Source organism: Streptomyces sp. NPDC046727, assembly GCF_040645635.1.
In the GTDB taxonomy this organism is placed as follows: Bacteria; Actinomycetota; Actinomycetes; order Streptomycetales; family Streptomycetaceae; genus Streptomyces.
In genome coordinates this window covers 63,378-89,076 of the sequence record NZ_JBEYYR010000030.1, presented here as the reverse complement: position 1 = coordinate 89,076, position 25,699 = coordinate 63,378, and the positions used below count along the sequence as shown (strand labels likewise).

At 72.0% G+C, this 25,699-nt stretch carries 25 protein-coding genes; 8 read left to right on the top strand and 17 right to left on the bottom strand.

The features are described from left to right. Positions 1–65 precede the first annotated feature (65 nt). Positions 66–1,718: an LCP family protein gene (locus tag ABZ937_RS30475; protein WP_361696538.1), complete on the top strand. Its 1,653-nt coding sequence runs from the start codon at positions 66–68 to the stop codon at positions 1,716–1,718. A gap of 60 nt (positions 1,719–1,778) precedes the next feature. On the opposite strand, the gene ABZ937_RS30470 is transcribed toward ABZ937_RS30475, so the two are convergent. Continuing rightward, on the bottom strand, positions 1,779–2,807 hold the full coding sequence (locus tag ABZ937_RS30470) for a glycosyltransferase family 2 protein (RefSeq protein WP_361696537.1): 1,029 nt from the start codon (positions 2,805–2,807) through the stop codon (positions 1,779–1,781). Positions 2,808–3,085: 278 nt separating this feature from the next. On the opposite strand from ABZ937_RS30470, the gene ABZ937_RS30465 reads away from it, so the two are divergent. After that, positions 3,086–4,462, top strand: coding sequence for an LCP family protein (locus ABZ937_RS30465; RefSeq protein ID WP_361696571.1), 1,377 nt, complete (start codon positions 3,086–3,088; stop codon positions 4,460–4,462). A gap of 12 nt (positions 4,463–4,474) precedes the next feature. Here ABZ937_RS30465 and ABZ937_RS30460 read toward each other — a convergent pair whose 3' ends face one another. Further along, on the bottom strand, positions 4,475–5,035 hold the full coding sequence (locus tag ABZ937_RS30460) for an acyl-CoA thioesterase (protein ID WP_361696536.1): 561 nt from the start codon (positions 5,033–5,035) through the stop codon (positions 4,475–4,477). A gap of 119 nt (positions 5,036–5,154) precedes the next feature. Here ABZ937_RS30460 and ABZ937_RS30455 point away from each other — a divergent pair, with 119 nt between their 5' ends. Continuing rightward, a complete protein-coding gene (locus ABZ937_RS30455) occupies positions 5,155–6,480 on the top strand; it encodes an LCP family protein (RefSeq protein ID WP_361696535.1) in 1,326 nt (441 codons plus the stop codon). A gap of 63 nt (positions 6,481–6,543) precedes the next feature. On the opposite strand, the gene ABZ937_RS30450 is transcribed toward ABZ937_RS30455, so the two are convergent. Both ABZ937_RS30450 and ABZ937_RS30445 read right to left on the bottom strand, forming a co-directional pair. Next, complete coding sequence (locus ABZ937_RS30450) at positions 6,544–6,906, bottom strand: four-helix bundle copper-binding protein (RefSeq protein ID WP_361696534.1); 363 nt, start codon at positions 6,904–6,906, stop codon at positions 6,544–6,546. A 153-nt stretch (positions 6,907–7,059) separates the two neighbouring features. Further along, the gene (locus tag ABZ937_RS30445; protein WP_361696533.1) at positions 7,060–8,217 is read right to left on the bottom strand and encodes an acyl-CoA dehydrogenase family protein; all 1,158 of its coding nucleotides are present in this window, start codon (positions 8,215–8,217) and stop codon (positions 7,060–7,062) included. Between the two features lie 180 nt (positions 8,218–8,397). Between ABZ937_RS30445 and ABZ937_RS30440 the strand changes: the two genes are divergently transcribed. Then, positions 8,398–9,741, top strand: a complete 1,344-nt coding sequence (locus ABZ937_RS30440; protein ID WP_361696532.1) for a UDP-glucose/GDP-mannose dehydrogenase family protein — start codon at positions 8,398–8,400, stop codon at positions 9,739–9,741. 103 nt (positions 9,742–9,844) lie between these two features. On the opposite strand, the gene ABZ937_RS30435 is transcribed toward ABZ937_RS30440, so the two are convergent. Further along, a complete protein-coding gene (locus ABZ937_RS30435) occupies positions 9,845–10,351 on the bottom strand; it encodes a CGNR zinc finger domain-containing protein (RefSeq protein WP_361696531.1) in 507 nt (168 codons plus the stop codon). Positions 10,352–10,434: 83 nt separating this feature from the next. Between ABZ937_RS30435 and ABZ937_RS30430 the strand changes: the two genes are divergently transcribed. Together ABZ937_RS30430 and ABZ937_RS30425 are read left to right on the top strand one after the other, a co-directional pair. Then, complete coding sequence (locus tag ABZ937_RS30430; protein ID WP_361696530.1) at positions 10,435–10,803, top strand: VOC family protein; 369 nt, start codon at positions 10,435–10,437, stop codon at positions 10,801–10,803. 40 nt (positions 10,804–10,843) lie between these two features. Continuing rightward, the gene (locus ABZ937_RS30425; RefSeq protein WP_361696529.1) at positions 10,844–11,245 is read left to right on the top strand and encodes a VOC family protein; all 402 of its coding nucleotides are present in this window, start codon (positions 10,844–10,846) and stop codon (positions 11,243–11,245) included. A 4-nt stretch (positions 11,246–11,249) separates the two neighbouring features. Here ABZ937_RS30425 and ABZ937_RS30420 read toward each other — a convergent pair whose 3' ends face one another. From ABZ937_RS30420 to ABZ937_RS30405, 4 genes are all read right to left on the bottom strand, one after another. After that, complete coding sequence (locus ABZ937_RS30420; RefSeq protein ID WP_361696528.1) at positions 11,250–12,392, bottom strand: dipeptidase; 1,143 nt, start codon at positions 12,390–12,392, stop codon at positions 11,250–11,252. 159 nt (positions 12,393–12,551) lie between these two features. Beyond that, entirely contained in the window at positions 12,552–13,748 is a 1,197-nt protein-coding gene (locus ABZ937_RS30415; protein ID WP_361696527.1) for a dipeptidase, read from the bottom strand. Continuing rightward, positions 13,745–14,269 (bottom strand): 5-(carboxyamino)imidazole ribonucleotide mutase, encoded by a 525-nt coding sequence (gene purE / locus ABZ937_RS30410; protein ID WP_361696526.1) that lies wholly within the window; start codon positions 14,267–14,269, stop codon positions 13,745–13,747. The genes ABZ937_RS30415 and purE overlap by 4 nt, the downstream gene beginning before the upstream one ends. Next, positions 14,266–15,405, bottom strand: coding sequence for a 5-(carboxyamino)imidazole ribonucleotide synthase (locus ABZ937_RS30405; protein ID WP_361696525.1), 1,140 nt, complete (start codon positions 15,403–15,405; stop codon positions 14,266–14,268). The genes purE and ABZ937_RS30405 overlap by 4 nt, the downstream gene beginning before the upstream one ends. Positions 15,406–15,587: 182 nt before the next feature. On the opposite strand from ABZ937_RS30405, the gene ABZ937_RS30400 reads away from it, so the two are divergent. After that, positions 15,588–16,091: a GtrA family protein gene (locus tag ABZ937_RS30400; RefSeq protein WP_361696524.1), complete on the top strand. Its 504-nt coding sequence runs from the start codon at positions 15,588–15,590 to the stop codon at positions 16,089–16,091. A 30-nt stretch (positions 16,092–16,121) separates the two neighbouring features. Here the strand turns inward: ABZ937_RS30400 and ABZ937_RS30395 are convergent, their stop codons facing one another. Beyond that, a complete protein-coding gene (locus ABZ937_RS30395) occupies positions 16,122–17,393 on the bottom strand; it encodes an ATP-binding protein (RefSeq protein WP_361696523.1) in 1,272 nt (423 codons plus the stop codon). A gap of 40 nt (positions 17,394–17,433) precedes the next feature. Then, a complete protein-coding gene (locus tag ABZ937_RS30390) occupies positions 17,434–18,111 on the bottom strand; it encodes a response regulator transcription factor (RefSeq protein ID WP_100571005.1) in 678 nt (225 codons plus the stop codon). A gap of 496 nt (positions 18,112–18,607) precedes the next feature. Here ABZ937_RS30390 and ABZ937_RS30385 point away from each other — a divergent pair, with 496 nt between their 5' ends. Then, a complete protein-coding gene (locus ABZ937_RS30385; RefSeq protein WP_361696522.1) occupies positions 18,608–20,146 on the top strand; it encodes an oligopeptide:H+ symporter in 1,539 nt (512 codons plus the stop codon). 57 nt (positions 20,147–20,203) lie between these two features. On the opposite strand, the gene ABZ937_RS30380 is transcribed toward ABZ937_RS30385, so the two are convergent. The 6 genes from ABZ937_RS30380 to ABZ937_RS30355 form a co-directional block, all read right to left on the bottom strand. Next, the gene (locus tag ABZ937_RS30380; RefSeq protein WP_361696570.1) at positions 20,204–21,496 is read right to left on the bottom strand and encodes a hypothetical protein; all 1,293 of its coding nucleotides are present in this window, start codon (positions 21,494–21,496) and stop codon (positions 20,204–20,206) included. 2 nt (positions 21,497–21,498) lie between these two features. Further along, positions 21,499–22,605: a hypothetical protein gene (locus ABZ937_RS30375; RefSeq protein ID WP_361696521.1), complete on the bottom strand. Its 1,107-nt coding sequence runs from the start codon at positions 22,603–22,605 to the stop codon at positions 21,499–21,501. Next, positions 22,602–23,462, bottom strand: a complete 861-nt coding sequence (locus tag ABZ937_RS30370; protein WP_361696520.1) for a hypothetical protein — start codon at positions 23,460–23,462, stop codon at positions 22,602–22,604. The genes ABZ937_RS30375 and ABZ937_RS30370 overlap by 4 nt, the downstream gene beginning before the upstream one ends. Before the next feature lie 67 nt (positions 23,463–23,529). After that, positions 23,530–24,225 (bottom strand): LPXTG cell wall anchor domain-containing protein, encoded by a 696-nt coding sequence (locus ABZ937_RS30365; protein WP_361696519.1) that lies wholly within the window; start codon positions 24,223–24,225, stop codon positions 23,530–23,532. 166 nt (positions 24,226–24,391) lie between these two features. After that, complete coding sequence (locus ABZ937_RS30360) at positions 24,392–24,961, bottom strand: ATP-binding protein (RefSeq protein WP_361696518.1); 570 nt, start codon at positions 24,959–24,961, stop codon at positions 24,392–24,394. Between the two features lie 308 nt (positions 24,962–25,269). After that, complete coding sequence (locus ABZ937_RS30355; protein ID WP_055706505.1) at positions 25,270–25,647, bottom strand: STAS domain-containing protein; 378 nt, start codon at positions 25,645–25,647, stop codon at positions 25,270–25,272. Positions 25,648–25,699 lie beyond the last annotated feature (52 nt).

Genomic DNA, 25,699 nt, shown 5'->3' with positions numbered 1-25,699 from the left:
GTCGTGCGTCTAACCCGGCGCGGGACGGGCCCGTTGCTTGGCGCAAGGGTGGGGAGGGCAGGGAGTTGGCGCAGAGCGAGGTGCGCGGGGAGGCTCCGGCGGTCGAGGACACGATGTCGCTCACGCCGAAGACCACGGACGCGCCGGCGCGGTCCGGCCGGCGCGGAGGCGGGCGGCGGGCGGGCGGTCCGAAGGTCGACCGGCGGCGGCGCAGACGGCGCGTGCTGCGCTGGTCGGCGACCGTGCTGGCGGTGGTGATACTCGGCACCGCGGGTGCCGGGTATCTCTACTACCAGCATCTCAACAGCAACATCCAGAAGGGCAAGCGTGCCAACGGCGACGACTCCAAGGCACACCGGACGGCGCCCAACGCGGCCGGCCAGACCCCGCTGAACATCCTGCTGATCGGCTCCGACAGCCGGAACTCCAAGGAGAACCTGAAGCTCGGCGGCAGCAGGGACCACGTCGGCGATCCGCCGCTCGGGGACGTGCAGATGCTCATCCACCTCTCCGCGGACCGCAAGAACGCCTCCATGGTCAGCATCCCGCGGGACACCCGGGTGGACATCCCCAAGTGCACGGATCCCGAGACCGGCAAGGTCTACCCCGCGACGAACGACATCATCAACGTCTCCCTGGCCCGTGGCGGGGCCGGGTGCACGCTGCTCACCTGGGAGAACCTCACCGGGGTCTACATCGACCACTGGATGACGATCGACTTCGCGGGCGTGGTGCGGATGGCGGACGCGATCGGCGGTGTCGAGGTCTGCGTGAAACAGAACGTCTGGGACCACTCGACGCCCAGTCAGCGCGGCGGCTCCGGGCTGAAGCTGAAGGCGGGACGGCAGAAGGTGTACGGCGAGAAGGCCCTGCAGTGGCTGCGTACCCGGCACGCCTGGGGCAGCGACCTGATGCGGGCCCGCGCCCAGCACATGTACCTGAACTCGATGATCAGCACGCTGAAGCAGCAGAACGTGTTCACCGACACCGGCCGGCTGACGGACCTCGCCGAGGCGGCCACCAAGTCCCTGAAGGTCTCCGAGGAGATCGGCACGGTCAAGAAGCTGTACGACCTGGGCATGGAGATGAAGTCGGTGCCGACGGACCGCGTGACGAGTCTGACGATGCCCAACGTCCCGGACCCGAACGACCCCAAGAACCACGTCGTACCGGACAAGGCCAAGGCCGACCAGGTGTGGCAGATGCTCCAGGACGACGTGCCGTTCGACAAGAACGGCGGGAAGTCCGAGGTGAAGAAGGACGCCGGCAAGGACAAGCCGTCGAAGAAGCCCTCGCTCGACGCGGCCCGGCTCGGGGTGCTGGTGCAGAACGCCACCCGGACCTCCACCGAGGCCCCGGTGCAGCAGCGGGCGTCGGCGGTCGGTCAGGTGCTCGTGCAGAAGGGCTACGCCCGGGCGCAGGCCGACGCCTCGGGGAGCCTCGCCGAGGACAAGACGGTCGTGCGGTATCCGAGCGCGGACCTGGAGGGTGACGCGCAGGCCGTCGCCAAGGCGCTGGGGATCCCGATGAGCCAGGTGCAGAAGTCGACCGACGTGTCGGGGGTCACGGTCGTCGTCGGCGCGGACTGGCGCACGGGCAGCGCCTACCCCAAGCAGTCCAAGCCGAAGGCGGGCGACCTGCCCGAGGGCACCGACGCCGTCAACGCCTCGGACAAGGGGGACTGCATGGAGGTGTACGGGCCCTACCAGTGGCACTGACGGACCTCAGTACGTCGAAGGGCCCCTCCTCGGTGTGAGGAGGGGCCCTTCGCGGTTGCGTCAGACGGCGTCCAGGACCGCCGGCCGCCGGGACGCGATGACCTTCTTCGCCAGCGACTTCGGGCTGGTCAAAAAGCCCCAGCCCCAGCACATGTGCATGGTGGCGAGGGCCACCGGTATCTGCAGCCGGGCCTTCAGGGGCAGCCCCTTGCCGGCCGGGACGGAGCCCGCGACGATCGCGGCCAGGTAGCCGCCGGGGATCACGAAGCCCCACGGGGTCAGCGCCGCGCCGACCACCAGGCCCGCCGCCATCGCGCACACCGCCGTCGGCGGGGCGAGGTAGCGCAGGTTGATGGAGCCGGAGTGGAAGCGGGCGACGACGTGCCGCCAGCGGCCGTAGTCCTTGTACTGCTTGGCCAGCGCGCGCACGGACGGCCGCGGCCGGTACGACACCTTCAGCTCGGGCGAGAACCAGATGAGCCCGCCCGCCTCGCGGATCCGGAAGTTCAGCTCCCAGTCCTGGGCGCGGATGAACTCCTCGTTGTAGCCGCCCTGCTGCTCCAGCGCCGCACGGCGGAAGACACCGAGGTAGACGGTCTCGGCGGGGCCGGCCTGGCCGCCGGTGTGGAAGGCCGCGTTGCCGACACCGACCTTCGACGTCATGGCCGCGGCGACCGCGTGCTCCCAGTCGTTCTCGCCCTCGGCGTGCATGATGCCGCCGACGTTCTGCGCGCCGGTCTCCTCCAGGAGGCGCACGGCGGTCGCGATGTAGTTCGGCGAGAGCATGCCGTGGCCGTCGACACGGACCACGACCGGGTGCCGGGACGCCTTGATCGCCGCGTTCAGCGCGGCCGGGGTGCGGCCGGTGGGGTTCGGGACGGTGTGCACACGCGCGTCTTCGGCCACGAGCTGGGCGGCGATCTCGTCCGTGCGGTCCGTGGACGGACCGAGGGCGATCACGACCTCCATCTCGCCGGCGTACTCCTGCGCGAGGATCGCTTGGACGGCACCGCGCAGATGCCGCTCCTCGTTGAGGACGGGCATGATCACGGACACAGCGGGGAGCCGCACGTCGGGCTTGGCGTTCATAGGGGCCTCACGTTACCGCGAACGGGGGACACGGGTGCGCGCCGCCGGGCCTGCGGCGCGGGCTGGAGATCGTATCGGCCTACTGTGCTCGCGGATCCCACGTACGGCCTCGTCCGGAGGTGTCCTCCTTGCCCAGCCCGCCTCGGTCCCCCTCCCCCACCACCAGAAGCGTGGGAGGAGCCCCTCGTCCGCGCCGTCCGCAGCCGCCCCGCCGGGTGCCGCGCCCGCCCCAGCGGCCCGTGCGGGCCGTCCGGCCGCCCCGGCGGCCCCGCTGGGCCATGCGGGCGGTCACCACGCTGTCGGTCGTGGTGCTGGCCTCCGCCGGGATCGGGCACGCGGTCGTCAGCAGTCTGGACGCGGGGATCACCCGGATCGACGCCTTCAAGGACATGAAGAACCGGCCCCAGGCCGGCCACGGCATGAACGTCCTGCTGGTCGGCACCGACGGCCGGGACAAGGTCAGCGAGCAGGACCGGCGCACCTACCGGCTGGGCGGGCAGCCCTGCCACTGCACGGACACCATGATGATCGTGCACATCGCCGAGGACCGGGAGCGGGCCACCGTGGTGAGCCTGCCGCGCGACTCCTACGCCGAGATGCCCGCGCACATCGACCAGAACTCCGGGCAGCGGCACGGCCCGCACCCGGTCAAGCTGAACGCGGCCTACGCCGAGGGCGGCCCCCAGCTGACCATCCGCACGGTGGAGAACATGACCCATGTGAAGATCGACCACTATCTGGAGGTCGACTTCACCAGCTTCATGAAGACCGTGGACGTGCTCGGCGGGGTCAAGGTCTGCACGCCGACGCCGCTGAAGGACCGGTACACCGGGCTGGACCTCGCGCCCGGCACGTACACCCTGCGGGGCGGGCAGGCGCTGCAGTACGTGCGCGCCCGGCACCTCGACGGGGCCAGCGACCTGGGCCGGATGAAGCGGCAGCAGCGGTTCCTGGCCGCGCTGATCGAGAAGGCGACCTCCTCCGGGGTGCTGCTGAACCCGATGCGGTTCCGGGACGTGACCCGGGCGGTGCTCGGTTCGGTCCGTGCCGACGCGGGCTTCGGCACCGACGAGCTGCTCGACCTCGGCCGTGCGATGCGGAACTTCTCGCCGTCCTCGTCCGAGTTCACCACCGTGCCCATCGGGCAGCTGAACTACCAGGTCAAGGGCATCGGCTCGACCCTGAAGTGGGACCAGGCGAAGGCGGACCGGCTGTTCGGGGCGGTGCGGGACGACAAGCCGCTCAGCGTGGACCGGCCGCGCCGTGCCCCGGCCGAGGCTCCGGTGCCGGTGGAGGTGGCCCCGGGCACGGTCCGGGTCCAGGTGGCGAACGGCACCGGCACGGTCGGGCTGGCCCGGCGGGTCGACGCGGCGCTCGCGGCGACCGGCTTCGCGACCACCCGCCGGCCGGTGACCGCCCCCGCCCATGTGCCGCGCACGGTGATCTTCTACGACCCCCGCTGGGACCGCTCGGCCCGCACCCTGGCCGCGGCCCTGCCGGGCAGCGAGCTGCGCGCGGTGCCGGGGCAGGGGCCGACGCTGAAGGTGACGGCCGGGACGGACTTCAGGAACGTGCGCCCGGTGCGCTTCGAGGACCCGGGCAAGCCGGAGGAGTCCGTGGTGCGGGGCAACGAGGTGGTGTGTTCCGGCGCGTAGGGGGCGCCCAGGTCAGTCCTCGAAGCCCTCGGCCGCCCGCTGCTCCCGCAGCTCCCTGATCGCCCGGCGCCGGGCCAGGCGGTGGGTGCGGCGGATCTGGGCCTCCTGGTAGCGGCGGCGGTCGCGGTCGGTCTCGGGTATCACCGGCGGGACGCGGCGCGGCTTGCCGTCGGCGTCGACCGCGGCGAAGACCAGGTAGGCCGAGCCGACCTGGGTGGCCGGGGCGGACTCGTTCCAGCGCTCGGCGAGGACCCGGACGCCGACCTCCATCGAGGTCCGGCCGGTCCAGTTGACCTGCGCCTTCACATGGACCAGGTCACCGACGCGGACCGGCTCCAGGAACGCCATCTCGTCCATGGAGGCGGTGACGGCGGGACCGCCGGAGTGCCGGCCGGCCACCGCGCCCGCCGCGTCGTCGACCAGTTTCATGATCACACCGCCGTGCACCGTCCCCAGCAGGTTGGTGTCGTTGTGGGTCATGATGTGGCTGAGAGTGGTGCGCGAGGCGGACGTGGGTTTGCCCGGGATGTCCGGTTCCATGTCCGGATCCATGTCCGTGGCCTGGTCTGTCATGGCCCCCACCTTATGCCGTGGTGACAATCGCGGAATTTGTGTCGGGTTCGCAACAGCGGCGCTCTGATTTTTCGACACCCCTTGTCGGGCCCACTGCCGTGCCCTGCACACTGGGGCGCATGAATGACTGGCCCGAGGGATGGTCCGACGACAACCGCGACCCGCGCTACGGACGCGGCAGCGCCGGCGCACAGCCGGAGGGGGCCCGCGTGATGCGTCAGGTGCGGCGCGGCCCGGCGGTACCGCCCGGGCCGCGCTCGGCGTACGGCGGCCCCGGCCCGGCCGCGCCGCCGTACGGAGCCGGTGTGCCGCAGCAGCCGTCGTACGTCGACGGCCGAGGGCACGACGACGGCGCCGGCTACGGCGACTACGACAGCGGCTACAACACAGGTCAGGTCTACGGCAGCCCCGGCGGCGGGGGGCCGGGCGCTCCGACGGGCGCGCCCGCCCGCGCCCCGCGCCCGGCGCCGAACTGGCGGCGCCGGATCAAGTGGACCGCGATCACGCTGGCGACCGTGCTGGTCGTCACCTCGATCGCGACCTACTTCTGGGCCGACTCCAAGCTGCGCCGCGAGGTGGACCTGTCGAAGGTCATCGACCGGCCGGAGGCGGGCGACGGCACGAACTACCTGATCGTCGGCTCGGACAGCCGTGAGGGCATGTCCAAGCAGGACGAGAAGAAGCTGCACACCGGCGGCGCCGAGGGCAAGCGCACGGACTCGATGATGATCCTGCACGTCGGCGACAACGGCGACACGCTGATCTCGCTGCCGCGCGACTCGGACGTGGTCGTCCCGTCGTACAAGGGCTCGACGTCCGGGAAGACCTACCCGGCGCAGGGCCGGCACGCGAAGCTGAACGCCACCTACGCCGAGGACGGGCCGACGCTGCTGGTCCGCGCGATCGAGTCCAACACCGGTCTGCACATCGACCACTATGTGGAGATCGGCTTCCAGGGCTTCGCCAACATCGTGGACGCGGTCGGCGGCGTCGACATCGACATCGACAAGGGCTTCAAGGACAAGTGGTCGGGCGCCGACTTCAAGTCCGGCAAGCAGACCCTGAACGGCCAGCAGGCCCTCGCCTTCGTCCGCACCCGGCACGCGTTCGCCACGTCCGACCTGCAGCGCACCAAGAACCAGCAGAAGTTCCTGGCCGCCCTGGCCCACCAGGTGGCCACCCCGTCGACGGTGCTGAACCCGTTCAAGTTCTACCCGGTCATGGGCGCGGGCCTGGACTCCCTGATCGTCGACAAGGACATGTCCCTGTGGGACCTGGCCTCGATGTTCTGGGCGATGAAGGGCGTCAACAGCGGTGACGGCACCTCGATGAACATGCCGATCTCCGGCTCCTCGGGCGGCAACCTCGTCTGGGACAAGGCGAAGGTGAAGACGCTGGTGGACCAGCTGAACAACGACGAGAAGGTCACCGTCTCCGGCAACTGACGGCCTCCGCGGCACGGTTCGAGGGCACCCGCACGGGTGCCCTCGGCCGTTGTGCGCCGGACGTCACATGGTGGCGCCGGCCATCGCGCGGCAGGTTTCGGCGCAGCGGCGACACGCCTCGGCGCAGCGCATCATCTGCTGGTCGTCCGGCATGGCCATACACGCCTCGGCGCACATGTCACAGGCCCGCGCGCACAGCGCGCACATCTCGGCCGACAGGGGTGAGCGGCGCATCATCATGTCGGCGCACATCCGGGTCATCTCGGAGCAGTCCATGAGCGCGCGCATGATCTGCATCTGGGCCTGGCCGCCCATCTGCATGCAGGAGCTCATGGTCTCCTCGCAGATGGTGTGGCAGTTCATGCAGGCATCGACGCAGTCCTGCATCTGCTGGGGCATCGGCGCCATCGTTCCGGGCTGGGTCATGGCTCCTCCTCGGAGGCAGGGGGGACCCCGACCGGGTCCCCATGTGCTTCCGTCCTACGCCGCGCGGCGCGGTCCCGCATGTCGAGTCCGGGCGTCCCGCCGCACGGAAGAAGGCGCCCCGCAGGGCGCCTTCAGGGGTCCGTGAGCCGTGCGTTACGGCAGGTTGCGGGCCATGACGATGCGCTGGACCTGGTTGGTGCCCTCGTAGATCTGGGTGATCTTGGCGTCGCGCATCATGCGCTCCACCGGGTAGTCGCGGGTGTAGCCGTAGCCGCCGAGCAGCTGGACGGCGTCCGTCGTGACCTCCATCGCCACGTCCGAGGCGAAGCACTTGGCGGCGGCGCCCAGGTAGGTGAGGTCGGCGTCGCCGCGCTCGGAGGCGGCGGCGGCCTGGTAGGTGAGGGCGCGGGCCGCCGAGATCTTCATCGACATGTCTGCGAGCATGAACTGGATGCCCTGGAAGTCGGCGATCGCCTTGCCGAACTGCTTGCGCTCCTGGACGTAGCCCTTGGCGTAGTCGAAGGCGCCCTGGGCGACACCGAGGGCCTGGGCGGCGATGGTGATGCGGGTGTGGTCCAGCGTCTTCATGGCCGTCATGAAGCCGGTGCCCTCCTCGCCGATCATGCGGTCGGCGGGGATGCGGACGTTGTCGAAGTAGACCTCGCGGGTCGGGGAGCCCTTGATGCCGAGCTTCTTCTCCGGGGCGCCGAAGGAGACACCCGGGTCGGACTTCTCGACGACGAAGGCGGAGATCCCCTTGGAGCGCTTCTCCGGGTCGGTGACGGCCATCACCGTGTAGTACTCGGAGACGCCCGCGTTGGTGATCCAGCGCTTCACGCCGTTGAGGATCCAGTGGTCGCCGTCGCGGACGGCCTTGGTCTTCATGCCGGCCGCGTCCGAGCCCGCCTCCGGCTCGGAGAGGGCGTACGAGAACATCGCGTCGCCCTTGGCCAGCGGGCCCAGGTACTTCTTCTTCAGCTCCTCGGAGCCGGAGAGGATCACCGGGAGGGAGCCGAGCTTGTTCACCGCGGGGATGAGGGAGGAGGAGACGCAGGCGCGGGCGACCTCCTCGATCACGATGACCGTGGCGAGCGCGTCGGCGCCGGCGCCGCCGTACTCCTCGGGGACGTGCACCGCGTGCAGGTCGTTGGCGACGAGGGCGTCCAGCGCCTCCTGGGGGAAGCGGGCCTCCTCGTCCACGGCCGCGGCGTACGGTGCGATCTTCGCCTCGACCAGCGAGCGGACGGCGTCCCGGAGCATGTCGTGCTCCTCGGACGGGCGGTACAGGTCGAAGTCAGCCGATCCGGCCACGGTCTCTCACGCTCCAAAGACGCAGTGATACTGACGCTAATTACCGTTAAGTAACTCAAATTTTAGAGGCCCGCCCGTGGGACGCCTACGTGAGCTACACGACAGCGGGGAAATTGCCCGGTGGACGGCCCGACTATGCTCGGCTCCGCATCACCGACGTACCCGATCTGGAGCACATCCATGAGCCTGAAGATCACTGTGATCGGCACCGGCTATCTGGGCGCCACGCACGCGGCGGCCATGGCCGAGCTGGGGTTCGAGGTGCTCGGTCTCGACGTCGTGCCGGAGAAGATCGCCCTGCTGGAACGCGGCGAGACCCCGATGTACGAGCCCGGCCTCGAAGAACTGCTGCGCCGGCACGTGGCCGGCATCGAGGGGTCGACCGGACGGCTGCGGTTCACCACGGACTGGGCCGAGGTCGGCGCCTTCGGAGACGTGCACTTCGTGTGCGTGAACACCCCGCAGAAGCACGGCGAGTACGCCTGCGACATGTCGTACGTCGACGCCGCGATCGCCTCCCTCGCCCCGCATCTGCACGGCCCGGCCCTGGTCGTCGGCAAGTCGACCGTGCCGGTGGGCTCCGCCGACCGGCTGGCCGGCTACCTCGCCGAGCACGCCCCGGCGGGCCAGGACGCCGAGCTGGCCTGGAACCCGGAGTTCCTGCGCGAGGGCTTCGCCGTGCGGGACACCCTGCACCCGGACCGGATCGTGGTCGGCGTGCGCAGCGAGCGCGCGGAGAAGCTGCTGCGCGAGGTGTACGCGACGCCGGTGGAGGAGGGCACGCCGTTCGTCGTGACCGACTTCCCGACCGCGGAGCTGGTGAAGACCTCGGCGAACTCCTTCCTCGCGACCAAGATCTCCTTCATCAACGCGATGGCGGAGGTCTGCGAGGCCGCGGGCGGCGATGTCGCGAAGCTCGCGGAGGCCATCGGGCACGACGACCGGATCGGCCACAAGTTCCTGCGCGCCGGGATCGGCTTCGGCGGCGGCTGCCTGCCCAAGGACATCCGGGCGTTCATGGCCCGCGCCGGTGAGCTGGGCGCCGACCAGGCGCTGACCTTCCTGCGCGAGATCGACTCCATCAACATGCGCCGGCGCGGCCAGATGGTCGAGATGACCCGGGAGGCCCTCGGCGGCGGCTCCTTCCTCGGCAAGCGGGTCGCGGTGCTCGGCGCCACCTTCAAGCCCGACTCGGACGACGTCCGCGACTCGCCCGCGCTGAACGTGGCCGGGCAGATCCACCTCCAGGGCGGGCAAGTGACGGTGTACGACCCGAAGGGCATGGCGAACGCCCGCAAGGTCTTCCCGACCCTGGGCTACGCCGAGACCGCCGAGGCGGCCGTCCGGGGCGCCGACGTCGTGCTGCATCTGACCGAGTGGCGGGAGTTCCGCGAGCTGGACCCGGCGGCGCTCGGCGAGGTCGCGGCGGCCCGGATCGTCCTGGACGGCCGCAACGCCCTCGACCCGGAGCTGTGGCGGCGGGCCGGCTGGACCTATCGCGCGATGGGCCGCCCCACCGCGTGACAGCACAGGGCACATGACAGCACGGAGCGGGTGACGCCGGTTCGGCCGAGGCTCAGTCGGCCGAACCGGCGTCTGTCCGCATTCTGCACCACGCCGTCCCGTCTCACGGCCCCTTCGCCCGGTAGCGGCGCATCTTCGCGCGGGCCCCGCACACCCGCATCGAGCACCAGCGCCCGCGGCCGGCGGGGCTGCGGTCGTAGTACGCCCAGTGGCAGGTGCCGGCCTCGCACGCCTTGAGCCTGGTCCAGGTGCCGGCGACGAGCGCCTCGGCGACGGCGGCGGCGATCCGGGAGAGCAGCGGGCCCGGGTCGGCGGGCGCGAGCCGGGCCGAACCGTCGTGGTCGTCGACGGCGACACGCAGCGGGGCCCGCGCCAGCAGGGTGCCCAGCGGGGTCACGGCACGGTGCGGCGGATGGCCGGCGTGGGCGAGCAGCGCGGCCCGCAGCGACTCGCGCAGCTCCCGGGCGTCGGCCAGCCCGGTCTCCGTGACGCCGAGGCGGGCCCGGCCCTCCGGCGTGTCCAGCGAGTCGGCGCCCGTCTCGATGTCCAGCGTGTTCACCAGCGACTCGACCAGGGCCAGGCCGCCCGGAGCGGCCGATCTCTCGCTCATGCTTGCGACGTTACCTCCAGTGCGGGAGCATGCGGTAACCGTTACCGGTTGACCCTCTCCAGGGGTAACGCAAGGAGGTAGTCATGGCTCTCGCCAAGTTCGGTGTCGTGGTCCTGGACTGTCCCGACCCCGGCGCGCTGGCCGGCTTCTACGCCGGTGTGCTGGGCGGCACGCCGGAGGTGGACCCCGAGGACAGCTCCTGGGTGGACCTGAAGGTGCCGGACGGGCCGGCGCTGGCCTTCCAGCAGGTGACCGGGTTCGTGCCGCCGCAGTGGCCAGCGGAGGACCGCTCCCAGCAGTTCCACCTGGACCTGGTCGTGGCGGACCTGGACGCGGCCGAGAAGGGGGTGCTGGAGCTGGGCGCGCGGCCGCTGGACGCGGCGGACCGCTCGCGCACCTTCCGTGTCTACGCCGACCCCGCTGGGCACCCGTTCTGCCTGTGCGCCTGCTGAACCGGGGCGCCCACCACCCGTTCGACCGAGGGAGAACGTGATGACCTCCGTGGCCCGTTTCCGCAACGTCGTGCTCGACTGCCCCGACCCGCACGCCCTGGCCGCCTTCTACGCGGCGGTGGCCGGGGGCACCCCGGAGCCCGAGGACGACGACTGGGTCGTCCTGCAGGTCCCGGACGGGCCGCGGCTGTGCTTCCAGCGGGCCGAGGGGCACACCCCGCCGGAGTGGCCGCGCGCGGACCACAACGGTCAGCAGTGCCATCTCGACTTCGACGCGGGCCCGGGCTGGGCGGACGTCGATGTGGCGCACGAGCGGGTGCTGGCGCTCGGTGCCCGCCCGCTGGACCTGGAGGACCGGGAGAAGAAGGACTTCCAGGTGTACGCCGACCCGGCCGGGCATCCGTTCTGCCTGTGCCGGATCGGCCCGGGCGCGGGGTCGTAGCGGCTCAGCCGTCGAGTTCGGTGATCGTGACCGTCGACGCCTCCCGGCGGTGCTGCGCGGCGCGGGCCGCGAAGTCCGCGCTGCGCAGCACCCGCTGTACGTTCCCCCAGGTCAGCAGGGACAGCTCGGTCTCGGACCAGCCGCGTCGGAGCAGCTCGGCGATCAGGTGCGGGTAGCGGGAGGCGTCGGCGAGGTCACGGGGGTGGACGGCCCCGGAGTCGTAGGTGCCGGACAGGCCGACGCACTCGGGGCCGGCCACGTCGCGGACGTGGTCGAGGTGGTCGGCGACGTCCGGGACGGTCGGGCCGGTCTGCTCGGCGGTCAGCGGCACCATGCACAGGCCCTTCGCCTCCCCCAGGGCCGCGAGCAGCTCATCGGGCAGGTTGGCCGGGTGCGGGCGCAGGGCGCGGGCGGCCGAGCGGGTGCACAGCACCGGGGTCTTGGACAGGGCGACGGTCCGCTCGACGGTGGCGGCGGAGGCGCCGGTGACATCCGCGAGCACCCCGATCCGGTTCATCTCGCGCACCACCTCCTCCCCGAACCGGGTCAGCCCGGACGGGCCCGCCCAGGCGGTGCCCGTGAGGGTGAGCACGCGCAGCCCGAGGGACTGCAGGATGCGCAGGATGCCGAGGGAGTCGTCGAGCGCGGCGGCGTGCGCGGGGCCCAGCAGCACGGCGACCCGGCCGCAGTTGCGGGCGTCGATGATCTGCCCGGCGGTGTACACCAGCCGCAGCCCCTCCGGGTGGGACTCGACGACCGTGCGCACCTGGTCCAGCTGCTCCAGGGTGGCCGCCGCCGCGCGCTCGCGGCCCAGCCCCTCGATGCCCGGGCCGTCGGGCAGGTGCAGTGACCAGAACAGCGCGGCGACGTGCCCCTCGCGCAGCCGGGGCACGTCCGTGTCGACGGCGGTCTCGCCCAGCTCCAGGTCGTACCAGGGCAGATGGCGCAGGGCCCAGGGCAGGCCGCTGTAGCCGTCGGCGACCGGGTGGGAGGCGAGCAGGGTGTGCGCCCGCGCCAGCAGCTCCGCGTCGGGCTGCTGCGGACGGGGGTACCCCCGGTCGAGCGAGTCCGGGGGAGGGTCGGCCCGCAGGTCGTAGCCGCCGCCGACCTCGGTCGCGGTGGGGATGTCGTCCTGGAGGTCGGCCATGGCGGGCTCCGTACGTCGTCGTGGGCTACGTCGGTCGTGAGCTACGGCGTGCTGCGGCTGGCGTACCGATACGGTCGCACGGAGCGGAGGGGGACTTCCTGATGAGTGGGGCGTTCGGGGGTACGTCGGGCGGGGGCGAGCGCCCCCGCCCGTGGCGGTTCAGCCCCGCGGGCCGTCCAGCGACTCGATGGTCGCGACGGACGGGGTGCGCGTGGCCCGCAGATCCCGGGCCACGTCCTCCGCGGCGCCCAGCACCCGCACCGCGTTCTGCCAGGTCAGCTTGGCGAGGTCGGCCTTGGACCAGCCGCGCCTCAGCAGCTCGGCGAGCAGGTTCGGGTAGCCGGAGACGTCGCTGAGGCCGTCCGGGGTGAACGCGGTGCCGTCGTAGTCGCCGCCGATGCCCAGGTGGTCGATGCCGGCCGCCTCGCGCATGTGGTCCAGGTGGTCCGCCACCGTCGAGACCGTGGCGACCGGGCGCGGGGTGCGCTCCTCGAAGGCGCGGTGGATCTTCATCGCCTCGGGGCTGGTGTCCAGGTGGTGCAGACCGTGGGCGCGCATGTTCTCGTCCGCCGCGGCCGTCCACTCCACCGCCGCCGGGAGCACGAACTTCGGCACGAAGGTCACCATGGCCACGCCGCCGTTGGCGGGCAGCCGCTCCAGCACGTCGTCGGGGATGTTGCGGGGGTGGTCGCACACCGCCCGAGCGGAGGAGTGGGAGAAGATCACCGGCGCGGAGGTGGCGTCCAGCGCGTCCCGCATCGTCGTGGCCGCCACGTGCGAGAGGTCGACGAGCATGCCGAGGCGGTTCATCTCCCGGACGACCTCGCGGCCGAAGGCGGACAGGCCGCCCACGTTCGGCTCGTCGGTCGCGGAGTCCGCCCAGTCCACGTTGTCGTTGTGGGTGAGCGTCATGTAGCGCACGCCGAGCCCGTACAGGCCGCGCAGCGTGCCCAGCGAGTTGGCTATGGAGTGCCCGCCCTCGGCCCCCATGAGCGAGGCGATACGGCCGTCCCGGCGCGCCGCCTCCATGTCCCCGGCGGTCAGCGCGGGCGCCAGCTGAGCGGGGTAGCGGTCCAGCAGCTGCCGGACGCAGTCGATCTGCTCCAGCGTGGCCGCGACCGGCTCCGGCTCGTCGGCGGGCACGTACACCGACCAGTACTGGGCGCCGACCCCGCCCGCGCGCAGCCGCGGCAGGTCGGTGTGCAGGTGCTCGTGCTGGTCGCCGGCGATGTCCAGGGCGTCCAGGTCGTAGCCGGCCTGCTTGCGCAGCGCCCAGGGCAGGTCGTTGTGCCCGTCGACCACGGGGAACTCACGCAGCAGCGCGCGTGCTTCGTCCAGGGCGGCCACGGCGGTCACTTCCCGAAGCCGAAGCCGCTGCCCGCGCCCTCGACCTTGGCGCGCAGCCGCTTGCCCTTCTCCGTGGCCTGGTCGTTCAGGTCCTGCTGGAAGTCGCGCATCTTGTGCAGCAGGTCCTCGTCGTGCGCGGCGAGCATCCGGGCCGCGAGCAGACCCGCGTTGCGGGCACCGGCGACGGAGACCGTGGCGACCGGGACACCGGCCGGCATCTGCACGATGGAGAGCAGCGAGTCCATGCCGTCCAGGTACTTCAGCGGCACGGGCACTCCGATGACGGGCAGCGGGGTGACGGAGGCGAGCATGCCGGGCAGGTGGGCGGCGCCGCCCGCGCCCGCGATGATCACCTTCAGGCCGCGGTCGGCGGCCTGCTCGCCGTACGTGATCATCTCGCGGGGCATGCGGTGCGCGGAGACGACGTCGACCTCGTAGGCGATCTCGAACTCGTCCAGGGCCTTGGCGGCGGCTTCCATGACGGGCCAGTCGGAGTCCGACCCCATGACGATGCCTACAACAGGGCTCATTCGGTGATCGTGCCTCTCAGGTAGCCGGCTGCGTGACGGGCGCGCTCCAGCACGTCGTCCAGGTCGTCGCCGTAGGTGTTGACGTGTCCGACCTTGCGGCCGGGCTTCACGTCCTTGCCATACATGTGGATCTTGAGCTTGGGGTCGCGGGCCATGCAGTGCAAGTACGCGGAGTACATGTCGGGGTAGTCGCCGCCCAGGACGTTGGCCATCACGGTCCACCGGGCGCGCGGGCGCGGGTCGCCCAGCGGCAGGTCCAGGACCGCGCGGACGTGGTTGGCGAACTGCGAGGTGATCGCGCCGTCCATGGTCCAGTGGCCGGAGTTGTGCGGGCGCATCGCCAGCTCGTTGACGAGGACGCGGCCGTCGCGGGTCTCGAACAGCTCGACGGCGAGGTGCCCGACGACGTCCAGCTCCTTGGCGATGGTCAGGGCCATCTGCTCGGCGTGCAGGGCCAGGTCCTCGGGCAGGTCGGGCGCGGGTGCGATCACCGTGTCGCAGACGCCGTTCACCTGCCGGGACTCCACCACCGGGTAGGCGACGGCCTGGCCGTGCGGGGAGCGTACGACGTTGGCGGCCAGCTCGCGGGCGAAGTCGACCTTCTCCTCGGCGAGGACCGGCACGCCGGCCCGGAACGGCTCGGAGGCCTCCTCGGCGGTCTCCACGACCCACACGCCCTTGCCGTCGTACCCGCCGCGGACGGTCTTGAGGACGACCGGGAAGCCGTCCCCCTCGGCCGCGAACCGGACCACGTCCTCCGGGTCGGCGACGATCCGGTGCCGGGGGCACGGGATGCCGATCGCGTCGAGCTTCGCGCGCATCACGCCCTTGTCCTGGGCATGCACGAGCGCGTCGGGGCCGGGGCGCACGGGGATGCCGTCCGCCTCCAGGGCCCTGAGGTGCTCGGTGGGTACGTGTTCGTGATCGAAGGTGATCACATCGCAACCACGCGCGAACTCACGGAGCGTGTCCAGGTCGCGATAGTCGCCGATGACGACCTCTTGTACGACCTGCGCCGCGGAATCCTGGGGAGTGTCACTGAGAAGCTTGAACCTGATGCCCAACGGGATGCCCGCTTCGTGCGTCATACGCGCGAGCTGCCCCCCGCCGACCATGCCGACTACCGGGAACGTCACACCCCTAGCGTATCGGCCACGCCGGTGCGGCCGGATCGCGTCCCTCCCACGGCCTCTTACCCGGCGCTTCCCCGCCTCTTTCCGACCTGTTTCCCGGCTCTCGCCCGGTCCACGGGCACCGGCCGTCCGGCGCGGCTAGCATGACGGGGTTGACGAAACCTACCGACGGGAGCTGCCCAGCCATGGAACCTCGTTCCTCGGGGCTGCAACGGCTCGTACGCGAGGTGGTCAGGTTCGGCGCCGTCGGCGGCGCCGGTGTCCTGGTCAATCTCGGCGTGTTCAACCTGGTCCGGCACGTGTCAGACCTGCCGGTGGTGCGCGCCAGCATCATCGCGACCGTCGTGGCGATCGTCTTCAACTACGTCGGGTTCCGTTACTGGACGTACCGGGACCGCGACAAGAGCGGGCGCACCAAGGAACTCACGCTGTTCCTGCTGTTCAGCGCGGTCGGCCTGGTGATCGAGAACGGTGTGCTGTACCTGGCGACGTACGGGTTCGGCTGGGACAGCCCGCTGCAGAGCAACGTCTTCAAGTTCGTCGGCATCGGCGTCGCGACCCTGTTCCGGTTCTGGTCGTACCGCACCTGGGTGTTCCGGACGCTGCCGGGCCGGGAGGCCGTGGCCGGCGCCGAATCGATTCTGGAGCGGGAGTCGGAGCGGCCGGCGCAGAGCGAGCGCGTCCCGTAGTCCTCGGCGCCTCGGCCCCGCGGCCTCTCGCTAGCGGACCGTCGGCCGGTCCCCGTCCGGCTTGCGCGCCGGGTGCGTGCGGGAGAGGAACAGGCCGAAGACCGGAGGCTGTGCCTGGAGCAGCTCAAGCCGGCCGCCGTCGGCCTCCGCGAGGTCCCGGGCGACGGCCAGGCCGATGCCCGTGGAGTTCCGCCCGCTGATCGTGCGCTCGAAGATCCGCGCGCCGAGGTCGGCCGGCACACCGGGCCCCTCGTCGGTGACCTCGATCACGGCCTGGTTGCCGGTGACCCGGGTGCGCAGGGCGACCGTGCCGCCGCCGTGCATGAGCGAGTTCTCGATCAGCGCGGCCAGCACCTGCGCGACCGCGCCCGGCGTGCCCACGGCCTTCAGATGCCGCTTGCCGGAGCTGACGATGGCCCGGCCGACGCTGCGGTAGGCGGGCCGCCACTCGGCGAGCTGCTGCTGGATGACCTCGTCCAGGTCGAAGGAGACCGCGGAGCCGGTGCGCGGGTCGCGCGAGTTGGTCAGCAGCCGCTCCACCACGTCGGTCAGCCGCTCGACCTGCGTCAGCGCGATGGTCGCCTCCTCCTTCACCGTGTCCGGGTCGTCGGTGAGGGTGATCTCCTCCAGGCGCATGGACAGCGCGGTCAGCGGCGTACGGAGCTGGTGGGAGGCGTCGGCCGCGAGGCGCCGCTCGGCCGTCAGCATGCGCCCGATCCGCTCGGCGGAGGAGTCCAGCACATCGGCCACCCGGTCCAGCTCGGGGACGCCGTACCGCTTGTGCCGCGGGCGCGGGTCGCCGGAGCCGAGGCGCTCGGCCGTCTCGGCGAGGTCGGTCAGCGGGGAGGCGAGCCGGTTGGCCTGCCGTACGGCGAGCAGCACCGCCGCCACCACCGCGAGCAGCGCGACCAGCCCGATGATCAGCAGGGTCCGGCCGACCTCGCGGGTCACCGCGGAGCGGGGCTCCTGCACGGTGACCGTCTCGCCCTCCTCGCCGCGCTGCGTGGAGTGGATGGTGTCGCCCTGGGGCTTGCTGCCGATCTCGATGGGCGCCCTGCCGGGCATGCGGATGACCGCGTACTGGTCCTTGCTGACGGGATTGCGCAGCACGTCCGCGTTGACGTTCTCCGCGGCGAGGATCCGGCTGTCCACGATGCTGGCCAGCCGCACCGCCTCCGACTCCACCCGCTCCTGGGCGCTGTTGCTGATCGTCCGTGTCTCGACGATCACCAGGGAGACCCCGAAGACGGCGATCACCACGAGGACGACGGCGAGGGTGGACTGGATGAGACGTCGGCGCATGTTCCGTTACCTGAAGTGATCGCTCGACCCGGGGAAGGGCTCAGCTTTTCTCGAAGCGGAAGCCCACTCCACGCACCGTCGCGATGTACCGGGGGTTCGCCGCGTCGTCGCCGAGCTTCTTGCGCAGCCAGGAGATGTGCATGTCGAGGGTCTTGGTCGACGACCACCACGTCGTGTCCCAGACCTCGCGCATCAGCTGGTCCCGGGTCACCACCCGGCCGGCGTCCCGCACCAGCACCCGCAGCAGGTCGAACTCCTTGGCGGTCAGCTGGAGTTCCTCGTCGCCCATCCAGGCGCGGTGCGACTCGACATCGATCCGCACCCCGTGGGTGGCCGGCGGCTGCTGCGGTTCGGCGGCGCCGCGCCGGAGCAGGGCCCGTACCCGGGCGAGCAGTTCGGCGAGCCGGAAGGGCTTGGTGACGTAGTCGTCGGCGCCCGCGTCCAGACCGACGACGGTGTCCACCTCGTCGGCCCGCGCGGTCAGGATGAGGATCGGCACGGTGTGGCCGTCGGAGCGCAGCCGGCGGGCGACCTCCAGGCCGTCCATGCCGGGCAGGCCCAGGTCCAGCACGACCAGATCGACACCGCCCTGCATTCCGGCGTCGAGCGCGGCGGGTCCGTCCTCGCGCACCTCGACCTCGTAACCTTCCCGGCGCAGGGCGCGGGCCAGCGGCTCCGAGATGGACGCGTCGTCCTCGGCGAGCAGTACACGGGTCATGAGGTGATGGTAGACCGCCCGCGCACGGTGCCGAGGTGTGATGAGCACCAGGGATTCTTACCTTCGCGTCCCGCTGGTACGAACCATTGACCTGGGGATGCGATCGTAGGAGAGACCTTCGAATGCAGTTGCGTGGTTCCCGCGACACCTGTGATCCGCGTCTCAAGTCCTTCCATATCCGGCACTGTCCTGCCGTATGGTGACCTGAACGCCTGTAGCACACACCGGGGACCTTTGGCGGGCACTAGACGCTGAAGGTCTCTTTTGTGTGCGGGCTGACAAAGATCAGCCTCGAAAGGAATGACCTCTGGCCGGGCTCCGGACGCAGCGACGCGTCGTGGGGCGTGGATCCCGGTGGTCGCCGTCCGCCGCGCCGTGATCCGGAGCGGACTCCCCCCTGGGCGTGGGGGGTGGACGACCGACCCTGCCGGTGCCGGCCGCACCCCCACCGGGCGCGCAACGCTCCAGCGCGCGTCCCGACCAGCAAGGAACGACCATGGCGTCCAGCCTGACGAAGGACTCGGTCCGCCCGGGCACCCCCGGTTCCGAGAAGACCTTCTTCGGCCACCCCCGCGGACTGGCCACTCTCTTCATGACCGAGATGTGGGAGCGCTTCAGCTTCTACGGCATGAGGGCCCTGCTCGTTGTCTACCTGCTCTCCGGCGGCCCTGACGCCAAGAAGGGCAGCATGGGCGGCGGGCTCGGCATGGACCTGGCCACGACGACCGCGATCTACTCGGTCTATCTGTCGATGGTGTACCTGCTCGCCATGCCCGGCGGCTGGCTCGGCGACCGTGTCTGGGGCCCCCGCAAGACCGTCGCCATCGCGGCCGTCACGATCATGGCCGGTCACGTCGTACTGGCCCTGCCCGGCGGTCAGGCGCCCTTCTTCGCCGGTCTGGGACTGGTGGCGCTCGGCTCCGGTCTGCTGAAGGCCAACATCTCCACCATGGTCGGCCACCTGTACAACGGGCCCGACGACCCGCGCCGGGACGGCGGCTTCACGATCTTCTACATGGGCATCAACGCCGGTGCCTTCTTCGCGCCGCTCGTCATCGGCACGGTCGGCCAGGAGGTCAACTGGCACCTCGGCTTCGGTCTCGCCGCGGTCGGCATGGCCATCGGTCTCGCCGCGTTCCTGCTCGGCACCCGCAACCTGAGCCCGCAGAGCAACGTCGTCCCGAAGCCGCTGGCGGCCGAGGAGCGCGCCACCTGGCTGCGCAAGGGCCTGATCTGGCTGGCCGTCGCCGCCGTCTTCTACGGCATCGTCGGCTTCACCGGCCACTTCACCCTGAACTGGGCGATGATCCCGCTGACCGTCATCGGTCTGGTCATCCCGGCCGGCGTGCTGCTGCGCATCAAGCGCGACAAGGACCTCTCGGACGTCGAGCAGTCCAAGATGACGGGCTACATCTGGTTCTTCGTGGCCGCCGCCGCCTTCTGGATGATCTACGACCAGGGCGGCTCCACCGTCCAGGCCTTCGGTGAGAACAAGGCCGCCGGCTCGCTGTTCGGCCTCGACTTCCCGTCCTCGTGGTACCAGTCGCTGAACCCGGTGTTCATCATGGCGCTGGCCCCGGTCTTCGCCTGGGTCTGGCTGTGGCTGAGCCGCCGCGGCAAGGAGCCGAGCACGGTCGCGAAGTTCGCCGCCGCCCTGTTCTTCATCGGCGTCTCGTTCTTCTTCTTCCTTCTGCCGCTGGGCATGGCGTCCGACGGCACGAAGGTCAGCCCGATGTGGCTGGTGGGCATCTACCTGATCCAGACCGTCGGCGAGCTGTGCCTGTCGCCGGTCGGCCTGTCGGTCACCACCAAGATGGCTCCGGCCAAGTACGCCAGCCAGATGATGGGTGTCTGGTTCCTCGCGGTCACCGCGGGCGACTCGGTCACCAGCCTGCTGTCCAACCCGGCCATCGCCGGCGTCGACCTCAGCGGGTCCGGCGCGGTGCTGGTGGAGGCGATCCTCGCCGCCGTCGCGGGTGTCGCGGTCTACATGTACCGCCGCAACGTGAAGTCCCTGATGGGCGACGTGCACTGACCTGACCCCAGGTTCCGGGAGGGCCACCGCATCCTCGGATGCGGTGGCCCTCCGTCGTCACCGGCGGGCCCGGCGCCCCGGCAGGAACGTGAACACCGCGCCGCCCAGCAGGATCGCGGTGCCCGCCACCAGGCCCAGGGCCTTCAGCGCGCCGTGGTCGCTCGCGCCGGTCTCGGCGAGCCCGCCGTCGTCGCCGGTGGTGCCGGAGGAGGTCCCGGACGAGGACGAGCCCCCCGAACCCCCCGAGCTTCCCGAACCGCCCGAGGTCGACGTGCCGCCCGCCGCGCCGCCGGGCTGCTCCGCGGTGTCCAGGGTGAGCGAGACCTCCGTCTTCTCCGGCGTGCACGTGGTGGTCGTACCGAGCGCCTTGACCGTCAGCACGCCCGGGGACAGCGTCGAGGAGCCGCTGGCGCCGGGCTTGTAGATGCCGGTGAGGTCCGGGATCTCGATCGGGTCGCCGGCCTTGATGGGCTCGGCGTTCGTCGGCCCCTCCACATGGACGGTGCCCTTGTCGGCGCCGCCCAGCACCACCTCCATGGACGGCTTCACGGAGTCCTTCGGGATCTCGGCGGGGCTGTCCATCACCGACTTCTTGAACTGCACGGTGAGGGCGTAGTCGCCCCCCTTCTTCCTGGCGTCGATCTGCACCGGCGAGGTCGCCTTCTTGTCGCCGATCGGCGTCTTGCAGGCGTAGGGGACCTGGACCTCCTTGCCCTTGAAGTCGGTGCCGCCGGTCGGGGTCGCGCTCTTCGTCGGTGTCGTCGACCGGGTCGGGGGCGGGCTGGACGTGCCGCCGCCCGCCGTCACCTGGATCGTGGCGGCCTTCTGCACGGCCTCCTTCGGCGTGCACTTGGTGTCGGTGGACATCGCGTTGACGGTGTACGCGTCCGGCGTCAGCGTCACCTCGCCGGCCGCCGTCAGCTTCAGGCTGCCCTTCATGTCGGACAGCACCATGTCCCCGCCCTTGGGGATCGCGGGGTTCTCCCGCGGGCCCTGCATCGCGATGTCGGCGGTCTGCGCGCCGGCCGCCTTCAGCACGCCGGACGGCTGGACCGAGTTCGCGGGCAGGTCGATGATGTCCGGGTTCTTGGACGCGGCCTGGGCGAACTTCCACACGATGTCCACGGTGTCGCCCACCTTGGCCGTGGCCGGCGCGGTGATCCCGACCTTCGTGGTGCCGTCGACGGGATCGATGCCCGCGGGCGGCACGCAGTGGGTGGCGTACGACACGTCGGCCGCCAGCGCGGGTGCCGCGGCCACGCCCAGCAGGACGCCCGCACCGCCCAGCGCCAGCGCGGCGCCCGCCGCCGCCAGTCTGCGTCCCCCGGCCGCTGTGCCTCTCCTTCGCATGCTCACGCTGGTCCCTTCGTGGTCGGAGTCGTAGGACTCGTCGGGCTGTCGTCGTGCGGTGCGGAGGGCCGGCCGGCCGGGCCGCCCGGAACGGCGTCCGGGGTGAACCACGGCAGGGTCGGAGTCGGGGCGTCCGCGTCGGCCGTGCGGGCCGGGGGCCCGGCCGTACGGGAGCGCGGCAGGGGCAGGGGCAGGCGCAGGCGCGCGGCGGGCCGGGGCGGGCGGCGCCGGTGCCCGGTGCCGCCCGGGCGGCGCGGCCGGATCCGGTCCACCACGGCCATGCCGACGCGGAACAGCGCGGTCGGCACGACCAGGCAGAGCAGGATCCAGAACAGCGTCACGCCCCACGGCCGGCCCACGCCCCAGGGCTGTTCGGCGAGCACCCGGCCGGCGTACTTCAGCGTCACGGTGTAGTCGCCGTGCGCCCCTGCCGACAGTTCGACCGGCAGCTCGACCTGCGCCTTCTTCCCGGGTGCCAGGGTGCCGTGCCACTGCCGCTCGTCCCACTCGGGGGCGAAGACGCCGTGCGCGGTGCCGACCCGGAACACCGGGTTCTCGATCGCGCCGGTGCCGGTGTTGCCGACGGTGAGGACCAGGGTGCGGCTCGGCGGCGCCCCGAACCAGGTCAGCAGGCCGCTCGACCCGGTCAGCCGGGTGTCGGAGAGCACGGCCAGCCGGCCGGCGGAGGGCTCGGCGGGCAGCGGGGCCACCGGATGCCCGGCGACCTCCAGGACGGCGTCGGCCTCCGCCTCGGCACCGGTGACGGTGGCCACGTGCACCACGCAGGGGCAGGGCACGGGCGGTTCGGCGACCGGGAGTCTCCGGCTGAAGGCGCCGTCGGCGTCGGTGGTCACGGCCCGGCCGTCGCCGTTGGCACAGGAGTTGGTGCCGCCGATGACACCCCGGGCCGGGGTGGCCCGCCCGCAGACCAGCACCATCAGCAGCGTCCGGGGCCGCCAGCCGGTGCCGCCGACGGTGACCGAGCCGCCGGCGCCGGCCTGCGCCGCCGACAGCTTCACCGCCGGCCCGTCCGCCGCCCGTACCGGCCCGGCCAGAGGGGCGAGGACCAGCAGCAGCGCGACGAGCACCGCCCCCGCGACCCGCCTCACGACACCGCTCCCGCCAACTCGCCCTCGCCGGACCGGAGGTGCCCGCGCCGCCTGAGGAGAAACACAGCCACACCCGCCGCCACCGCACCCACGCCGCCGGCCACCGCACCCCACGGCACGTACGCGGCCGACGTGCCGGCCGTGTCGCTCGCCCCGCCGGCCGCCGTCACCGTCAGCCGGACCCGTACCTCGTCCAGCACCGGACGGCCGGGCCACGGCTCGTCGAGGGTGCGCCGGGCACCCGGGGGCAGCCGGACCGGGAGGGTGCGCGGGGCGCGGTCCAGGACCCGGCCGAAGAGACCGTCGGCGCGTACCGCGAGCTTCGGCACGAGCACCGTCGTACCGCGGTTGACCAGCTCGTACGTGATCCGGTCCCCGTGCACGGCGAGGTGCTCGACGGTCAGCGCGGCGAGCGCGGGGCCGCCGACCCGCAGCCGGACCGGCACGGTCGCGGTACGGCCGTGCGTGTCCCGCGCGACGATCGCACCGGTGCGGTCACCGGGCGCGGCACCCTGCGGCACGGTCACCGTGAAGGGCACCTCGGCCCGGGTCCGGGCGGGGATCCGGACACCGCTCCGGGCGAACACCGCCGGCACACCGGTGCCGCGCAGCCGCACCGTGACCGCCGTCCGCCCGGCGTTGGTCACGGACACGGTGTCCCGCAGCACCGCTCCGGGAGCACCCTCGGCGTAGAACGCGGGCCGCCCGTCCCCCAGAGGCGCGAGCGACCACCCGCCGGACTGCGCCACGGCGGGCGGGGCGGCGGTCAGCAGGGAGAAGAGGAGGGTGAGGACGGCGGTGCCCACAGGGTGCGGGGCGCCCGAGGGCGGGCCGAGGACGCGTGCGGCGGGCGGCATGGGCGGCTCCAGCGGTGGTGGCCGGACGGTTCGGCGGGCGGCACGGGGTGCGGTCCGGGCGGGTCGGTCAGCGACGGGCCGGCTGGCCGCGCCGGGTCAGCCACAGGGCGCCCGCCGCTCCGGCCAGGAGGACCGTGCCGCCGAGCGTGCCCAGGGCGACCGCGGAGTCCTCGGGGCCGGTCTGCGGCAGCTGCCCGCCGGAGGTCGTACCGCCCGAGGACGACGAGGAGCCGCCGCCGGAGGACGAGCCGCCGGCCGCCGTGACGTCCAGGGTCAGGGACGGCTTCGGGTTGTTGGTCGGCGTGCAGGTCGTCGTCGTACCGAGCGCCTTGATGGTGAGCGTGCCCGCCGTGAGGGTGACCTTGCCGCTCTTCCTCGGCGTGTACGTGCCGCTCAAGTCGCTGATCTTTATCGGGGTGTTGGCCGGGATCGCGGCGGCGTTCGCGGGGCCGCTCACCGCGAGTGTGCCGCTGTCGGCGCCGCCCAGCTTGATGGTGGCGCTCGGGCTCATCGCCCCTTTGCCCAGCTCGACCGGGCTGGAGGAGACGCCCTTCTGCCAGGACATGGTGACCTTGTAGCCGCTGCCGCTCTTGACGCCCTTGATGTCGATGGGCGAGACGGCGCTCTTGACGCCGATCGGCGTCTGGCAGCGGTAGTTGACGTCGACGACGTCGGCGTGGGCCGCCGGCGCGGCCAGCAGCACCGCCGAGCCGGCCAGGGCCGCGGCGGACACGAGCGCGGCGGTTCGTTTCGGGTACGACACGGTCGGTCCACCCCATTCATTCCTGACGGCATATCAGATTCGGCCGTCAAGGTACGCCGGGGGTCGTGAGGAAGGAAGACACGTCACACGCCGGAGTTGTGGTGATCCGGCGCGTGCGAAGGGGTGCCGGAGTGGAGACGGGGGCTCGGGTGCCCGCCGGCAACGGTCAGGCGGGCGCGCCCAGTTCCGCCCACACGGTCTTGCCCGAGCGGCCCGGGGTACGTACGACGCCCCAGTCCAGGCACAGTCGCTGCACGATGAACATGCCGTGGCCGCCGGGGCGGCCGGCGCGGTGCGGGGTGCGCGGGGCCGGCTGGCCGGTGCCCCGGTCGGAGACCTCGAGCCGGATCACCTTGTTGTCGCAGGCGATGACCACTTCCTCGGGGCCCTCGGCGTGCAGGCAGGCGTTGGTGACCAGTTCGGAGACGACGAGCAGCACATCCTCGGCGGCGGCCCGCTGGTCGGCGGTGGCGGCGGGCAGCCAGCCCCATGCGTACAGCGCCTGGCGGGCGAAGTCGCGGGCCAGCGGAACGACCCCGCTCTCGCCCTCCAGGGGGAGTCTGCGCACGCGTCGGCCCGCGGCCGGCGGTGTGCCGTCGGCCGGTCCGGACGTCACGGACGGCGCGGCTGCCCCCGTGGCTGCGCCGGCGGACGGCGCCTCCCCCTCGGACACCCCGGAAGCGCCGCTGGGCTCCGGGCCGCGGTCGCCCGGCGAGCAAGGCCGGGTGGTGCTCATCAGCGCTTCACCTCACCGATTCACCAGTTCACGATTCAATAGTCCGGTCAGCAGTCCGGACCGCGGCCCGGCGAGCAGCCGGGTCACCGGTCCGGCACGGTCGACGCCGGCCGGTCGTACGCCGTCCGGCCGCCGGCCGGGCACCGCCCGCCCACCACCGGGGCGGGGTCCCGTACCGGACAGATCCTGCCTTCTTCTGCCCTCTCCTGCCCGACCGATCCGGCGGAACACCCCCCTCTTCGGCGTGACGGACGCGACGCCCGCGAAGGCCGGTGCGCGGACCGGGCCGGCGGGGAGGGTCGACGGGGTCAGTCGGCACCGTCGGCCAGGGCCGCCTCCACGGAGTCGTGGACGGTGAAGACCGCCTCGGCCCCGGTGATCTCGAACACGCGGGCGACCACCGGCTGCATTCCGGCCAGATGGACCCCGCCCCCGGCGGCCTCGGCCTTCAAGCGGGCACCGAGCAGGACGTTCAGCCCGGTGGAGTCACAGAACTCCAGGCGTGTGCAGTCCACCACGAGCCGCGAGAAGCCCTTGTCCAGGAGGTCGTCGAGGGGCTCGCGCAACAGATCGGCGGTGTGGTGGTCCAGCTCACCCGCCGGTGTCACAACGGCGCTGGAGCCCTCTTCCCGCACCTCCACCAGAAGCCGGCCCGACTGTGCGCTGCCGACCGTCCCGTGGTCCATGCCGTCTCTCTCCCGAGGTCGTGGCTGCTGATGCCCGTGGCTGCTGATGCCC

Coding starts and splice junctions, on each gene's coding strand:
- ABZ937_RS30470 (WP_361696537.1), bottom strand. CDS start 2,807: ATGAACGCCAAGCCCGACGTGCGGCTCCCCGCTGTGTCCGTGATCATG.
- ABZ937_RS30465 (WP_361696571.1), top strand. CDS start 3,086: ATGCGGGCGGTCACCACGCTGTCGGTCGTGGTGCTGGCCTCCGCCGGG.
- ABZ937_RS30460 (WP_361696536.1), bottom strand. CDS start 5,035: ATGACAGACCAGGCCACGGACATGGATCCGGACATGGAACCGGACATC.
- ABZ937_RS30455 (WP_361696535.1), top strand. CDS start 5,155: ATGAATGACTGGCCCGAGGGATGGTCCGACGACAACCGCGACCCGCGC.
- ABZ937_RS30450 (WP_361696534.1), bottom strand. CDS start 6,906: ATGACCCAGCCCGGAACGATGGCGCCGATGCCCCAGCAGATGCAGGAC.
- ABZ937_RS30440 (WP_361696532.1), top strand. CDS start 8,398: ATGAGCCTGAAGATCACTGTGATCGGCACCGGCTATCTGGGCGCCACG.
- ABZ937_RS30435 (WP_361696531.1), bottom strand. CDS start 10,351: ATGAGCGAGAGATCGGCCGCTCCGGGCGGCCTGGCCCTGGTCGAGTCG.
- ABZ937_RS30430 (WP_361696530.1), top strand. CDS start 10,435: ATGGCTCTCGCCAAGTTCGGTGTCGTGGTCCTGGACTGTCCCGACCCC.
- ABZ937_RS30425 (WP_361696529.1), top strand. CDS start 10,844: ATGACCTCCGTGGCCCGTTTCCGCAACGTCGTGCTCGACTGCCCCGAC.
- ABZ937_RS30420 (WP_361696528.1), bottom strand. CDS start 12,392: ATGGCCGACCTCCAGGACGACATCCCCACCGCGACCGAGGTCGGCGGC.
- purE (WP_361696526.1), bottom strand. CDS start 14,269: ATGAGCCCTGTTGTAGGCATCGTCATGGGGTCGGACTCCGACTGGCCC.
- ABZ937_RS30400 (WP_361696524.1), top strand. CDS start 15,588: ATGGAACCTCGTTCCTCGGGGCTGCAACGGCTCGTACGCGAGGTGGTC.
- ABZ937_RS30395 (WP_361696523.1), bottom strand. CDS start 17,393: ATGCGCCGACGTCTCATCCAGTCCACCCTCGCCGTCGTCCTCGTGGTG.
- ABZ937_RS30390 (WP_100571005.1), bottom strand. CDS start 18,111: ATGACCCGTGTACTGCTCGCCGAGGACGACGCGTCCATCTCGGAGCCG.
- ABZ937_RS30385 (WP_361696522.1), top strand. CDS start 18,608: ATGGCGTCCAGCCTGACGAAGGACTCGGTCCGCCCGGGCACCCCCGGT.
- ABZ937_RS30380 (WP_361696570.1), bottom strand. CDS start 21,496: ATGCGAAGGAGAGGCACAGCGGCCGGGGGACGCAGACTGGCGGCGGCG.
- ABZ937_RS30370 (WP_361696520.1), bottom strand. CDS start 23,462: ATGCCGCCCGCCGCACGCGTCCTCGGCCCGCCCTCGGGCGCCCCGCAC.
- ABZ937_RS30360 (WP_361696518.1), bottom strand. CDS start 24,961: ATGAGCACCACCCGGCCTTGCTCGCCGGGCGACCGCGGCCCGGAGCCC.
- ABZ937_RS30355 (WP_055706505.1), bottom strand. CDS start 25,647: ATGGACCACGGGACGGTCGGCAGCGCACAGTCGGGCCGGCTTCTGGTG.